This window comes from Sphingomonas mesophila (assembly GCF_003499275.1).
Taxonomy (GTDB): domain Bacteria; phylum Pseudomonadota; class Alphaproteobacteria; order Sphingomonadales; family Sphingomonadaceae; genus Sphingomicrobium; species Sphingomicrobium mesophilum.
Genome location: NZ_QWDF01000001.1, coordinates 1570747 through 1585132 on the forward strand (window position 1 = coordinate 1570747; position 14386 = coordinate 1585132).

The following is a 14386-nucleotide window of genomic DNA, read 5'->3' on the forward strand; positions in this document are numbered from 1 at the left end:
GCGTTCGTCGCACGATCGGCGCAGGCCGCCGCCCTAGCGTGAATTGCAAATGAATAGGCGGCGTTTGGCGGCCTTTGCCCTGCCTCCGGCGAGCCGCTAGGCAGGCGCCATGGTTCAAGAATCCGCGCCCGATATCGCCTCGTTGAAGCTGCTCGACGAGCGGCTGCGCTTCCTGAGCGCGTGGACGATCCACCATGCCAACCATGTCCGCGACAGCGCTGATGGGCTGAAGGTTGGCGGCCATCAGGCAAGCTGCGCGTCGATGAGCGCGCTGATGGCCGCGCTCTATTTCCACGCGCTCGGGCCGAACGACCGGCTGGCGGTCAAGCCGCACGCCGGGCCGCTGCTCCACGCAATTCACTATCTGCTCGGTTCGCAGTCGCTCGACCAATTACAGAACTTCCGCGGGTTCGGCGGGATGCAGAGCTATCCGAGCCGGACCAAGGACCGGATCCCGGTCGATTTTTCGACCGGGTCGGTCGGGTTGGGGGTGGCGATCACCGCCTTCGCCAGCCTGGTCCAGGACTATCTCACCGCGCACGGCATGATGGACGAGGCGGCGCGCGGGCGGTTCGTGGCGCTGATCGGCGACGCCGAGCTCGACGAGGGCAATATCTACGAATGCCTGATCGAGTGCGTGAAGCATGACGTGCGCAACTGCTGGTGGATCGTCGACTACAACCGCCAGAGCCTCGACGCGACCAGCGAGGACCGCATGTTCGAGCGCTTCGACGACATCTTCAAGGCGTGCGGCTGGCGGACGGTCGAGCTGCGATATGGCAAGAAACTGGGCGCGGCGCTGGAGCGGCATCCGAAAGTGCGCGCGTGGCTCGACGGGCTCGGCAATGCCGACAGCGCGGCACTGCTTTACCAGGGCGGAGCGGCGTGGGGCGAGCGGCTGAATGCGGACCTCGGCAAGTCGGCATCGGGTTTCCTGGAGGGGCTCGACGACGACGGGCTTGGCGCCTTGATGAGCGATCTCGGCGGCCATTGCATGGAGACTTTGACGCAAGCGTTCGACGCGGCGCAGGACGACGTGCCGACGCTGTTCATCGCCTGGACGGTGAAGGGCTTCGGGCTGCCGTTCGCCGGGCACAAGGACAATCACGCCGGGCTGATGAACCCGACCCAGGCGCACGCGATGCGAGATTTAGCGGGAATCGCCGAAGGCGAGGAATGGGAGCCGCTGGCGGGGATCGGCGGCAACGAGCGGCCGGGGGTCGAGGCGCTGATCGCCGCGGCGCGCATCGCCCGCGACAAACGGCCGCGCGACTTCGGGCGGATGAGCATTCCCGCTATCCCGGCGCCAGCGGGCGAGGAGCAGTCGACCCAGGCGGCGTTCGGGCGGATCATGCTCGACCTCGCTAAGTCGGGCGCGCCGATCGCCGACCGGATCGTCACCACGAGCCCGGATGTCACGGTTTCGACTAACCTCGGCGGTTGGGTTAACCAGCGCGGGCTGTTCAAGCGGCGCGACATGGCGGACGTGTTCGCGGCGGCGAAGATCCCGTCGGCGCAGAAATGGGCGGCGAGCGGCGGCGGCCAGCATATCGAGCTTGGCATCGCCGAATCGAACCTGTTTCTGATGCTCGCCGCGCTCGGGCTCAGCGGCGATCTGTTCGGCGAGCGGTTGGTGCCGGTGGGGACACTGTACGATCCGTTCATCGCGCGCGGCCTCGATAGCCTCAATTACGCTTGCTACCAGGACGCGCGCTTCCTGCTTGTGGCGACCCCCAGCGGGATCACGCTCGGGCCGGAGGGCGGCGCACACCAGTCGATCAACCCGCCGCTGATCGCGCTCGGCCAGCCGGGATTGCGTCATTACGAGCCAGCGTTTGCCGACGAGTTGGCGGCGATGATCGCCGAAGCGCTGCGGCTGATCGACGATCCGGCGGGCGAGTCGACCTATTTGCGGCTGTCGACTCGGGTCGTGGTGCAGCCCAAGCGTTCAGACGACGGTTGGAGGGCGGGCACGCTGGCCGGCGGCTATTGGCTGCGCGAGCCAGCCGAGGGTGCCGAGGCGGCGATCGTAGCAATGGGCGCGCTGATGCCCGAAGCGCTGGCCGCATGGGAGGAACTGAGCGTGGACCTGCCGGGGCTTGGCCTGCTCTCGGTGACATCGCCCGACTTGCTACACCGGGGGTGGACTGCGGCCCAGGCGGCGCGCTGGAAAGGCGAGCGGTCAACGAGCCATGTCGAGACATTGCTGGCGCGGTTGCGGCCGGGAGCCGGGCTGGTGACCTTGTGCGACGCGGCGCCGGCCTCGCTCAGCTGGCTCGGCGGGGTGCTCGGCCAGCGGGTCGCGCCGCTGGGGGTCGAGAAGTTCGGCCAGACCGGGAGCCTGGCCGACCTCTACGCCGCCTATCGGCTCGACGGCGCGGCGATCACCGAGGCGGTTGCCGAGCTACTGCTGCCAGCCTAGAGCCGCGCCATGGCCGGACGCTATTTCGACGAGTGGCAGGTGGGCGATGTCGTGACCCACGCGATCAGCCGGACGGTGACCGAGGCCGACAATCTCCTGATTTCGACCCTGACCCACAATCCGCAGCCGCTGCACCTCGACGCCGAGGCGGCGCGGGCGAGCGAGTTCGGGCAGATATTGGTCAACTCCTGCCTGACCTTCAGCTTAGTGGTCGGGGTGTCGGTCGCCGATACGACGCTGGGCACGCTGGTTGCGAATCTGGGATTCGACGAGGTGCGGCTGCCGGCGCCGGTGTTCATCGGCGATACGCTGAAGTTCGACAGCGAAGTGGTGGGCTTACGTGACAGCAAGTCGCGGCCCGAGGCGGGGATCGTTACCTGGCGGCACCGCGCCATCAACCAGCGCGGCGAAACGGTGTGCACCATGACCCGGACCGCGCTGATCGCGCGCAAGCCGGCATGAGCGAGGCGCCCCCGCGCAGCTGGCTGTTCGTGCCCGCCGACAGCGAGAAGAAGATCGCCAAGGCGTGCGACAGCGCAGCGGACGCGATCATCTTCGACCTCGAGGACAGCGTCGCGCCCGAGCGCAAGGCTACTGCGCGCGACATCTTGAAGGGCCTCGGCAAGCGCAGCTGCGGGCCGCAATGGTGGGTGCGGATCAACCCGCTGAGGACCGACGAACACCGCCGCGACCTCAAGTTGATCGGGCTTGCCGATATCCACGGGGTCGTCCTTCCCAAGGCCGAAAGCGGTGGCGACGTGCTCGAGCTGGCGCACCGCACCGGCAACATCCCGATCCACGCGATCGTCACCGAGACCGCGGCGAGCCTGTTCGGGCTGCTCTCCTACCGTGATCCCAAGTCGCCGCTCGCGGCGATGAGCTGGGGTGCGGAGGATTTGAGCGCGGCGCTCGGCGCGTCGAGCAAATATGACGCGGACGGGGGATTGAGCTTCACCTACCGCATGGCGCGCTCGCTGTGCCTGGCGGGAGCGGTCGCGGCGGGGGTCCAGCCGGTCGACGGGGTGTTCGCCGACTTCCGCGACGAGGCGGGGCTGACGGCCGAGGCTGCGGCCGCGGCGCGCGAGGGGTTTACCGGCAAGCTGGCGATCCACCCGGCGCAGGTCGACCCAATCAACGCCGCCTTCACGCCGAGCGCGGACGAGATCGTGCACGCGCAGGGGATCATCGCCGCGTTCGAGGCGCAGCCTGGGGCCGGCGTGTTGTCGGTAGGCGGCAAGATGGTCGATCTCCCGCACCTCATCCAGGCGCGGCGCGTGGTAGAGCGTTCCTCACGTTAGGAGACGAGACGATGGCGACCACCGCAGAACCTCGCAGCGAGGCGACAACGGGCCCGACCAAGGCGAAGGGATGGGGCACCGACGCGCCCGACCAGCCGCTTCGGCCGATGGAGTTCGAGCGGCGCGCGCTGCGCGACGACGACGTCGCCATCCAGATTACCTACGCCGGCATTTGCCACAGCGACCTCCACACCGCGCGCAACGACTGGGCGGGGACTCAATATCCGGTGATCCCGGGCCATGAGATTGTCGGGAAGGTCACCGCCGTCGGCAGCGCAGTGACGCGCCACCGGGTCGGCGACACGGTCGCCGTCGGATGCATGGTCGACAGCTGCATGGCTTGCGACCAGTGCCTCGACGGGTGGGAAGTGTTCTGCCGCGAGGGCTGCACCCAGACCTACAACAGCCCTGACCGCCGCAGCGGCGAAATTACCAAGGGCGGCTACACCGACCATATCGTCGTGCGCGACCATTTCGTGTGCAAGGTGCCCGATGGGATGGACGAGGCGAAGGTCGCGCCGCTGCTGTGCGCCGGGATCACCACCTACTCGCCGTTGCGCCAATATGGCGTCGGGCAGGGAACCAAAATGGCGGTGGTCGGGCTCGGCGGGCTTGGCCATATGGGCGTCAAGCTGGGTGTCGCGCTCGGAGCGAGCGTGACGATCATCACCACCACGCCGGAGAAAGGCGAGGACGCGCGCGCGCTCGGCGCCGAGGACGTCATATTGTCCACCGATGCGGCACAGATGGAAGCGGCGGCGACCCGCTTCGACTTCATCCTCAACACGGTGCCGGTGCCGCACGAGATCGACGGCTATCTGTCATTGCTCGGCAGGTCGGGGCGGATGGTGATCGTCGGCGCGCTGACGCAGATGCCGGGCTTCGTCGGCGCCAGCCTGATCTGGTGGAACCGGGCGGTCGGCGGGTCGGCGATCGGCGGCATTCCCGAGACCCAGGAGATGCTCGACCTGTGCGCCGAGAAAGGCATCTATCCCGAGGTCGAGATGATCGCGATGAACGAGGTCAACGAAGCCTATGAGCGGTTGCTCAAGAACGACGTGCGCTACCGCTTCGTGATCGACATGGCGCGCGGGATTTGAACTTCGTCGCCGCCACGTTGCTGGCGGCGGCCGCGCCGACGTTCGATCCGGTCGCTTTTTTCACCGGGCGAACCCACGGCAGCGGGACGCTGCGCGTGGCGCTGAAGGCGCCGCAGACGGTACGGGTCGAAAGCATCGGCAGCGTCGGCGCCGACGGGACGCTGGTGCTGCGCCAGACGATCGACGTCACGGGCGACAAGCGGCGGCAGCGCGTGTGGCAGCTTCGGCGCACTGGGCCGACCAGCTTTGCCGGGACACTCAGCGATGCGCGCGGGCCGGTCGCGGTGACGGCGGAGCGCGGCGCGATCCGAATCCGCTATCGCACCACCGACGGGCTCAGCGTGCAGCAGTGGCTGACCCCCGCGCCGGGCGGGCGCGCGGTCGACAATCAAATGACCTTCTCAAAGCTCGGAGTCACCGTCGCCCGCCTCAGCGAGCGGATCGAGAAGCGCTAGCTTGCACCGCTTGCGCCGCACGCTAGGGTCGCGGCCAGCAGCGTTGGGGGACGGTTGAGTGAGCGAAGCGGCGCAGAAGCCCTGGTCGATGACCCGCGTGGTCACCGCGTCGAGCGCGGGGACGGCATTCGAGTGGTATGACTTCTTCATCTTCGGGTCGCTGACTCCGGTCATCGCCAAGGTGTTCCTCGCCGGACTCGATCCGACCGGGGCGCTGGTCGCGGCGCTGGCGCTGTTCGCGGTCGGCTTCGCGTTCCGGCCGCTCGGCGCGATCATCTTCGGCGCGATGGGCGACCGAGTCGGCAGGAAGGCGACGTTCCTCGCCACGGTCAGCCTGATGGGCGGAGCAACCTTTGCTATCGGCCTGTTGCCGACCTACGAACAGGTCGGGATGCTGGCGCCGATCCTGCTGGTGTTCCTGCGCATTTGCCAGGGCACGGCCCTGGGCGGCGAATATGGCGGCGCGGCGATCTACGTTGCGGAACATGCCGACGACGACAAGCGCGGTGCGGCGACCGGCTGGATCCAGGCCTCGGCCTCCTTCGGACTGCTCGCCGCGCTGCTGGTAATCTTCGCCACGCGCACGTTGCTCGGCGAGGAGGCGTTCAACGCGTGGGGCTGGCGGGTGCCGTTCCTGGTGTCGATCCTGCTGCTCGGAATTTCGGTATGGATGCGGGTCAAGCTGAGCGAAAGCCCGGAGTTCGCCAAGCTGAAGGAGGAAGGCGCGACGACCAAGGCACCGCTGCGCGAGAGCTTCGCCACGCGCGACAGTTTGAAGCGAGTGATGATCGCCTTTTTCGGGATCATGTGTGCGCAGGGCGCGGTGTGGTATTTCACCTTCTTCTACATGCAGGTGTTTCTCGAAAAGTCGCTCGGTCTGCCGGGCGCGACCAAGGACATGCTGCTGATTGTCATGACCCTTGTGTCCGCCCCGCTTTACGTCTTCTTCGGCTGGCTGAGCGATCGGGTCGGGCGCAAGCCGGTGATGCTCGGCGGGATGTTGTTGGCGCTGGCGCTGTATTTCCCGGGATCGCATTTGATCGCCGAGGCGACGAATCCGGCCGTGGTCGAAGCGCAGGCGCGGACTCCGGTGGTGGTCGAGACCGACCTCGCGACCTGCTCGAGCCAGTTCGACCCGACCGGCACCGCCAAGTTCACCAGCGCCTGCGACATCGCCAAGTCAACGCTGATCACCCGCGGCGTGACCTATTCCACTCGCGCCTCGTCTGACGGGACAACCCGGGTGGTCGCCGGAGACCGCTCGGTCACCGTGCCCGGCGGCGAGGGCGCGGCGGACCTCAAGGCGCTGAAGGGCGAGGTGGCGACCGCGGTCAACGCCGAGCTCGAGGCGGCGGGCTATCCCAAGTCGGCCGATCCGGCGCGGGTACACTATCCGATGCTCTTTGCGGTGCTGTTCGGTTTCGTCGTCGCGTCGACCGCGCTCTACGGGCCGCAGGCGGCGGCGCTGGTCGAGATGTTCCCCACCCGTATCCGCTACACTGCGATGAGCCTGCCCTACCATGTCGGCACCGGCTGGGTCGGCGGATTCCTGCCGGTCACCAGCTTCGCAATCGTTGCCGCGACCGGCGATATCTATGCGGGGCTGTGGTACGCGGTCGCGTTCACCGCGCTGTCGGCGGTGGTGACGATCCTGTTCCTCAAGGAAACCCGCGGCAAGCCGCTGGCTGAGGTTTAGGCTTCTTCCCCGCGACGAAGTTATCGGCAGGGATTACGCCGCCCAGTGAATATCGATCGGCTGTTCGGTCTCGGCGAGGACCCGACCGATCGGTAGCTTCGAGGAATGGCCCTCGGCGATGGCCTGTTCGAGCAGCGCCTTCTTGTCTTCGCCGGTGATGGTGATGAGCACGGTCCGGGCCGAGAGGATCGCCGAACGGGTGAGCGTGATGCGCGGGACCGGCGCTTCGGCCGGGAGCGGATCGGGCATGACGCCAACCGCGTGGCGGCCGTTGGGGGCGTTCAGCGCGTCCTCGAGATCGGGACCGGGGAAGATCGAGGCGACGTGACCGTCGCCGCCGACCCCGAGCCAAGCCAGATCGAGCGGGAATTTGAGCTCGGCCAGCTTGGCGTTGGCACTGTTGCCGGCGAGCTTGTAGTCGGCGATGTCGCTGCCGATCGGAAATACCCGCGCGCCGGCCGGAAGGAACGCCTTGGCGATGGCGCGAATGTTGCTCAGCTCGTCGGTCATCGGCACCAGCCGCTCGTCGGTGGGGATGATGGTGACCTTCTTCCAATCACGCTTGCCGGCGGCGAGAGCCGCGTAGATCGGCAGCGGGGTCTTGCCCCCGGGGACTGCGATCAGCGCTTCGCCGCGCGCGTCGAGCGCGCTGTCGATGATGAAGCCGATGTCGCCGGCGACCGCCGCGGCCATCTCCTCGAGGTCGTCATAGTCCCACCATTCGGCTTCGATCATGGTCTGTCCCGGCAAGGTCTGATTAGCGGGGGGCCTCTTGCCGATAGCCGAACCAATCCGCAACCCGCTGTCCGCGCCGGTTGACCGCCGGCGTGAAGCGCACACGCTGGCGGACGATCGCGCAGACTTCTGCATCGAGGCCGGGATACCCCGTACCGCGCATGACATCGCACTCGATCACCACGCCGTTTTCGTCAACACGAAGGCGAGTGAAGATATCCGCGCCGCGCGGCCACGAGGCGAGCAATTGACGGGGGAAATCGCGCCCGCGTAATGGTGGAGTGGCCAGACGAGCGCGGACGGCGGCGATGCCGTCTTCGCCGCCGCCCCCTGGGCCACTGCCCGAGCCCCCAGCCCCGGTGCCGGTCCCAACGCCGCCCGCGCCGGTTCCCGGTCCGGGCACTGGCGCAGCGCCTTGGGTGGTCTGCGTGCCTTCCTTTGGCGTCGGCGAGACCGGCAGGGGGTTGGGCGTCGGAAGGACGATCTTCGGCTTGAGGTCGACCACCGGCGTAGCCTTGCTCTCGATATTGGGCGGCGATGCCTCCCCTTCCTCGCGCGCGGCGGGCTTGACCTCGACGACCTGCTGCTCGGGCGGGTCGGCGATGTCGATCAGCTGGGTGAGATCCTGTCGGCTGACGATGTCGACCGCGCCGCTCAGATTCAGCAGAGCAAGGATCAGCCCGGCGTGCAGCGCGCCGACCAGCGCCAGGCTGGCGAACCGGTCGCGCGGCTTGAGCGAAGGTCGATACATCAGCGTAGCGAACGCGTCGGGCCGCGCGCGGTTGCGGCAGGAACCCGCATTCGGTTCGGCCCGCGCCCAAGTCGGACTGGCCCGACGTGGGTCACGGACACAATGCGATTCATTGACTCGGGTTAACTTTGGGTAAACAATCGGTTTTGGTCCAACGAGGGGGAACTCAATGACCACCGCAACTGCCAACAATCGCAAGTTTCTTGCCACCGGCGCGATCGTCGTGCTGGTCGCCGCCGGCGCCTATGGCATCGGCCGGGTCTATCCGCCGCTTGGTCCGAGCGAAGGAACGATCACCGCCGCCGACCGCCACGTCGACTCGCAGGTCGGCGCCGGCGACGTCACGCTTGGCGATACCTCGGTTCCGCAGCTGATGCAGACCGACGCATTCGAGGTGATGACCAAGGATCCCAACTTCCGGGCGATGGCCAGCGACGCGAATTTCGCCGCCCTGGCGCGCAATCCGCAGGCGATGGCGGCGATGGCCGCCGATCCGCAGGCGTTCGCCGCTCTGGCGCGCGATCCCCAGGCGTTCGCGGCGATGGCCCGCAATGCCGAGGCGGTCGCCGCGTCCGGACGGATGGTCGCCGGCCGCAATGCCGAAGCGTTCGCGGCGATGGCGCGTCACGCCAATGCGTTCAGCGCGCTCGCCCGCCATCCACAGGCGTTCGAGGCGATGGCTCGCGATGCGCAAGCGTTTCGTGCTTACGCCAAGGACGCCAACGCCTTTTCGGCTGCGGCGCGCAACCCGGCCGGCGTAGCGGCGATGGCGCGCAACGCCCAGGCCTTCCAGGCGCTCGCCAAGGATTCGGCGGCGATGGATGCGCTAGCCCGCGATGCCCAGGCGTTCGACGCCATGGCGCGCAATGCCGACGCCTTCTCGGCGCTGGCCCGCAACGCCGATGCGTTGAGCGCCGCGGCCCGTTCTGCCCAGGCCTTCCAGGCGGCAGGTCGCAGCGCCAATGCGTTCGACGCCCAGGCGGCCGCAGCGATGGCCCGCAACGCTGATGCGTTCAACGCCCTTGCGCTCCAGCCGCAGGCCTTCGCGGCGGCGGCTCGTCATGCCAACGCCTTCGCGGCGCTCGCCCGTCACCCGCAGGCGCTGGCGGCAATGGCCCGCGATGCACAGGCATTCCGCGCCTATGCCAAGGATGCCAATGCCTTCGCGGCGGCGGCGCGCAACCCGGCCGGCGTAGCGGCGATGGCGCGTAACGCCCAGGCGTTCCAGGCCCTGGCCAGAGACGCCGCGGCGATGGATGCCCTGGCCCGCGACGCAAGCGCGTTCGACGCGATGGCGCGCAATGCCGACGCGTTCAAGGCGATGGCGTCCAACGCCCAAGCGTTCCAGGCGGCGTTCAACGCGCAGGCGCTGAGCGCGATGGCGCGCAACGCCCAGGCGTTCGAAGCGATGGGCCGCAACGCCAATGCGCTGGCCGCATCGGCCCGCGCGGCGCAGGCGTTCAACGCTCAGGCCGGGGTCGCGCAAATGGCGGCGCAGGGGCGGATCAACGCCCAGGCGATGTCGGCCATGGCGCAGAATTCGCAGGCTTTTGCGGCGATGGCGGCGCACCCGCAGGCGTTCGCTGCGCTGGCCCGGAACCCGGCGGCGCTGCAGACCTTCGCTCGCAACGCCCAGGCGTTCGCAGCGCTTGGCCGCAACCCCAATTTCCAGGCGTTGGCGATGAATGCCAGCTTTGCAGCAGCGCTTCAGAGCCCGGCCTTCGCGCAGGCGATGCGCGCCCAGTGAGTTAGTTCGCCGTGGGGGCACGGCAAAGGGGGGTAATGGACGGGGTCCGGCGGCGTGTCCGCTTTGTCATCAGGGGGTCCGTGGCCGCGCTGCTCGTCAGCGCGGCCACAACCGCATTCGCGCAGCAGGCGCCCGATCCGGCCGAGCCGCAGCCCGACACGACCAGCGTCGTCGAGCCGATCGCAGCGCCGGACGCACCGCCGTCAACCGAGCCCGACGAGACCGGGTCGGACGAGGTCAAGCACGTCCCCAAGGATGCGTCTGGGATCGACCTGACGACGCTCGAGACGGCTAATTTCTCGCTGCTCTATTTCGATCCGGTCCAAACCTATCTGACGCCGTATCTCGGCCGCTCGATCGAGAACGCGCTGAAGTGGCACAAGCGGATGTTCGACTGGCAGCCGTGGGACCGGACCAATGTGCTGCTCAAGGACTTCGGCGACTACGGCAATGCCGCCGCGCGCTCGTCGCCCAACAATGCCGTGCTGTTCGACGTCGCGCCCTTGTCGCAGTCGATGGAGACGTTCACTCCGGGCGAGCGCTTCTTCACGCTGACCAATCACGAGCTGGCCCACGTCGCGACGATGGACGTGTGGAACCGGCAGGACGCGTTCTGGCGGCGGTTTCTGCGCGGCAAGCCGATGCCCATCCAGGAGCATCCCGAATCGATCCTGTGGAATTATCTCGCAACCCCGCGCAACGCGGTTCCGCGCTGGTATCTCGAAGGATCGGCGGTGTTTTTCGAGACGTGGATGGCGGGCGGGCTCGGCCGCGGTCAGGGCGCCTATGACGAGATGGTGTTCCGCGCCAAGGTCCGCGACGGCGACAAATTCTATTCGCCGCTGGGCCTTGAATCCGAAGGCACGGCGGTCGACTTCCAGGTCGGCGTGAACGACTACCTCTACGGCAGCCGCTTCTTCTCGTGGCTGGCGCTGACCTACGGCCCGCAAAAGGTGGTCGATTGGCTGAAGCGCGGCGAGGACAGCAAGGCGTTCTACGCCGCGCAATTCCGCCACGTGTTCGGACGGCGGCTCGACGACGCGTGGAGTGACTGGATTGCGTCCGAACAGGACTTCCAGCGCGCCAATCTAGCCAAGCTCGAAGCTTATCCTTTGAGCCAGGTGACGCACCTTTCTCCGAAGGGCTTGGGGTCGATTTCACGCGGCTATGTCGACGCCAAGACCAACCGGCTGGTCGCCGCCTTCCGCTACCCCGGCGAGATCGGCTTCATCGGGACCATGGACCTGGTTTCGGGCGAGCTTAGGAAGCTGAGCGAAATCAAGGGCATGATGCTCTACAAGGTGACCAGCCTGGCGTTCGACGAGGCGGCCCGCAAAGCCTATTATACCGAGGACAATTACGCCTTCCGCGATATCATCGAGATCGATGTCGACACCGGCAAGAAACGCATGCTGTTGCGCGACGCGCGGATTGGCGACCTCGTACTCAACCCGGCCGACCGCTCGATCTGGGGCATTCGCCACCAGAACGGCTTCGCCACGATCAGCCGCATTCCCGCGCCCTATCGCGGGCACAATCAGATCCACACCTTCGACTACGGTTCGACGCCGTGGGATCTCGACATTTCGCCCGACGGGAAGCTGGTCGCGGCGAGCTTCAGCGAGATCGACGGCAAGCAGTCGGTGCGAGTGTGGACCACCGACAGCCTAATGGCGGGCAGTCCGGAGGAGGTCGCGCGGCTCGACCTGCCGCCATCGACGCCCGAAAGCTTCACCTTCACGCCCGACGGCAAGCGCTTGATCGGGACGAGCTATTTCACGGGCGTGTCGAACGTCTTCGTGTTCGACCTCGCGACGCAGAAGTACCGGGTGCTGAGCAATGCCGCGACCGGCTTCTTCCGGCCGATGGAGCGGCCCGACGGGAGCCTGATCGTCTACGAATATGCCGGCGACGGACTGACCCCGGCACGGATCATGCCGCAGAAGCGCGACGACCTCGGGACGATCGAATTCCTCGGCACCAAGGTGATCCGCGCCCACCCCGAGCTGAAGCAATGGGGAGTCGGCTCGCCGGCCCGGGTCAAGCTCGACGAACTGGTCACCGAGCGCGGCAAATATCACCCCAAGCAGCGCATGAGGCTGGCCGCCGCCTACCCGATCGTCGAGGGTTACCAAGGGCTGGTCTCACCGGGTTACTTCATCCACTTCGAAGACCCGATGCAGTTCAGCCAGCTTAGCGCGGCCGTAAGCTACACGCCGTGGGGCGAGCTTCGCAATCGCGACCGGCTCCACGTCAATCTGAAGTACAAGTCGCTGAGCTGGACGGTCGAGTACAAGCACAATGGCGCCGACTTCTACGACCTGTTCGGCCCGGTCGAGCGAAGCCGGCGCGGTGACGCGTTCATCGTCGGCTACAACAAGGCGCTGATCTACGACCCGCCGCGCCAGCTCGACGTGTTCGCCACCGGCGCGGTCTATCTCGGCCTAGAGCAATTGCCGGCGGCGCAGAACATCGCCAGCCCGCGCAACGTCGTGTCCTTCGAGAGCGGGGTCAAATACACCAACACCCGCAAGTCGCTGGGCGGGGTCGACCACGAAAAGGGTATCGCCTGGCGCGCGATCGGAAGCGTCGACATGGCGCTCGGCGACACTTATCCCAAGCTCTACGGCGGGCTCGACTACGGCGTTCCGTTGCCGTGGTCGAACAGCTCCCTGTGGGGCTATGTCAGTGGCGGCATCGCCGGCGGGCCGGAGGAAAGCCCGCTCGGCAGTTTCTATTTCGGCGCGTTCCGCAACAACTTCGTCGATAACCGGCCCGAGAAGCGGTACCGCGAGATGGAAAGCTTCCCTGGCTTCGAGATCGACCAGATCGCCGCGCGCAAATTCGCCAAGCTCACCGCCGAAGTGAACCTGCCGCCGGTGCGCTTCGCCGAGCTCGGCACGCCGGCCTTCTACATGAGCTATGCGCGCCCGGCGCTGTTCGCGGGGACGATGTTCGTCAGGGAGCCGGGCGGCAAGAACCGCCGCTATGCCAATGTCGGCGGGCAGGTCGATCTGGCGTTCACCGTCGCGCTGCGCCTGCCGATGGTGTTCTCGATTGGCGCGGCGGCGGGGTTTGCCGACGGCAACTATGAGAAGACCGAGCTGCTCACCTCGCTCAAGATCCTGTAAAAGAGTGCGCCATGCTTGAATTCATGAACTGGTCGCTGGCGCTGGTGCCGGTGCTGACCATGCTGGCGATGTTCGTCTGGCTCGACGTATTCAAGCTGATGACGCTGTGGGAAATGCTCGGCGTGCTGCTGCTCGGCGCGGCGACCGGACTGCTCGCTTATCCGGTCAGCGGCGTGTTCCTCGATCAGCTGCCGCTCGGCTATTCGACCTACAGCCGGTTCGCTGCGCCGTGGGTTGAAGAGACGATCAAGGCGCTGGCGATCGTTTTGCTATTCCAGCTCAACCGGATCGGCTTCAAGCTCGACGCGGTCATCTCCGGCTTCGCGATCGGCGCCGGCTTCTCGGTGGTCGAGAACATCATCTATCTGACGCGGTTTCCCGAGCTGGCGCCGCCGACCTGGATGGTGCGCGGCCTGGGCACCGCGGTGATGCACGGCACGACGGTGGCGATCGTCGCCGCCATCGCGCATGAATTCGCCGAGCGCGAGAATCGCGAGGCGGCCAGCGATTACCGGTTCAACCCCTTGTGGTACGTGCCCGGACTGGCGATTGCCGGCCTGCTCCACATGGGCTTCAACCAATTCCCGGACCGGCCGCTGGTGGCGATGATCGCGACGCTGGCGGTCGCGCCCTTCCTGATCATGGCGCTATTCAAGTTCGGCGCGCAGGAAGCGCAGCACTGGCTGGCGCAGGACAGCGCGGTCCATCTTCAGTCGCTCGCGGCGTGGCGATCGGGCGGCTACCCCGACGACGAAAGTGGCCGCAGGATTGCCGCCCTGGTCGCGCGCTCGGACCCCGCGGCCGGGAATGCCGTCCGTGACTATTGCGAGCAGATGACGGCTTTGGTGCTCGCCGCCGAAACGGCACTGCACGACCAGGCGAGCGAGGAGGACAAGGTCGAGATCGACGCCAGAGCCAGCTTCGCCGCGGCCGAAGCGGCGCGGTCGGCGATGGGCCGGACGACCTTCGCCGCGCTGCGCCCGCTGCTGCCGTTCAGCCGCAACGACTATTGGGAAGTGTCGGAGCTGAAGGAGCGCCTTGCGCGCTGAGG

11 protein-coding genes are annotated in these 14386 nt (G+C 67.1%); 9 read left to right on the forward strand and 2 right to left on the reverse strand.

Annotated features, from left to right (window positions below):
* Positions 1-109: 109 nt before the first annotated feature.
* From D0Z60_RS07925 to D0Z60_RS07950, 6 genes are read left to right on the forward strand one after another with little or no spacing between them, the layout of a single operon-like run.
* Positions 110-2422: a transketolase gene (locus D0Z60_RS07925; protein ID WP_118857737.1), complete on the forward strand. Its 2313-nt coding sequence runs from the start codon at positions 110-112 to the stop codon at positions 2420-2422.
* 9 nt (positions 2423-2431) lie between these two features.
* On the forward strand, positions 2432-2884 hold the full coding sequence (locus D0Z60_RS07930; protein ID WP_118857738.1) for a MaoC family dehydratase: 453 nt from the start codon (positions 2432-2434) through the stop codon (positions 2882-2884).
* Positions 2881-3720: an HpcH/HpaI aldolase/citrate lyase family protein gene (locus D0Z60_RS07935; RefSeq protein ID WP_118857739.1), complete on the forward strand. Its 840-nt coding sequence runs from the start codon at positions 2881-2883 to the stop codon at positions 3718-3720. The genes D0Z60_RS07930 and D0Z60_RS07935 overlap by 4 nt, the downstream gene beginning before the upstream one ends.
* Positions 3721-3731: 11 nt before the next feature.
* Complete coding sequence (locus tag D0Z60_RS07940) at positions 3732-4820, forward strand: NAD(P)-dependent alcohol dehydrogenase (protein WP_118857740.1); 1089 nt, start codon at positions 3732-3734, stop codon at positions 4818-4820.
* Positions 4817-5275: a DUF3833 family protein gene (locus D0Z60_RS07945; RefSeq protein ID WP_118857741.1), complete on the forward strand. Its 459-nt coding sequence runs from the start codon at positions 4817-4819 to the stop codon at positions 5273-5275. The genes D0Z60_RS07940 and D0Z60_RS07945 overlap by 4 nt, the downstream gene beginning before the upstream one ends.
* A 58-nt stretch (positions 5276-5333) precedes the next feature.
* On the forward strand, positions 5334-6971 hold the full coding sequence (locus D0Z60_RS07950) for an MFS transporter (RefSeq protein ID WP_338056192.1): 1638 nt from the start codon (positions 5334-5336) through the stop codon (positions 6969-6971).
* A 33-nt stretch (positions 6972-7004) separates the two neighbouring features.
* Here D0Z60_RS07950 and pgl read toward each other — a convergent pair whose 3' ends face one another.
* The gene (pgl, locus tag D0Z60_RS07955; RefSeq protein WP_118857742.1) at positions 7005-7706 is read right to left on the reverse strand and encodes a 6-phosphogluconolactonase; all 702 of its coding nucleotides are present in this window, start codon (positions 7704-7706) and stop codon (positions 7005-7007) included.
* 22 nt (positions 7707-7728) lie between these two features.
* Positions 7729-8457, reverse strand: coding sequence for an energy transducer TonB (locus D0Z60_RS07960; RefSeq protein WP_118857743.1), 729 nt, complete (start codon positions 8455-8457; stop codon positions 7729-7731).
* Positions 8458-8626: 169 nt separating this feature from the next.
* Here D0Z60_RS07960 and D0Z60_RS07965 point away from each other — a divergent pair, with 169 nt between their 5' ends.
* The 3 genes from D0Z60_RS07965 to D0Z60_RS07975 all read left to right on the forward strand — a co-directional run bounded on the left by D0Z60_RS07965 (position 8627) and on the right by D0Z60_RS07975 (position 14384).
* Positions 8627-10204 carry a hypothetical protein gene (locus D0Z60_RS07965; protein WP_118857744.1) on the forward strand — a complete coding sequence of 526 codons (1578 nt, stop codon included), beginning with the start codon at positions 8627-8629 and terminating at the stop codon, positions 10202-10204.
* Positions 10205-10284: 80 nt separating this feature from the next.
* The gene (locus D0Z60_RS07970) at positions 10285-13335 is read left to right on the forward strand and encodes a TolB family protein (RefSeq protein ID WP_118857745.1); all 3051 of its coding nucleotides are present in this window, start codon (positions 10285-10287) and stop codon (positions 13333-13335) included.
* Positions 13336-13346: 11 nt separating this feature from the next.
* Positions 13347-14384 (forward strand): PrsW family glutamic-type intramembrane protease, encoded by a 1038-nt coding sequence (locus D0Z60_RS07975; protein ID WP_118857746.1) that lies wholly within the window; start codon positions 13347-13349, stop codon positions 14382-14384.
* Positions 14385-14386 lie beyond the last annotated feature (2 nt).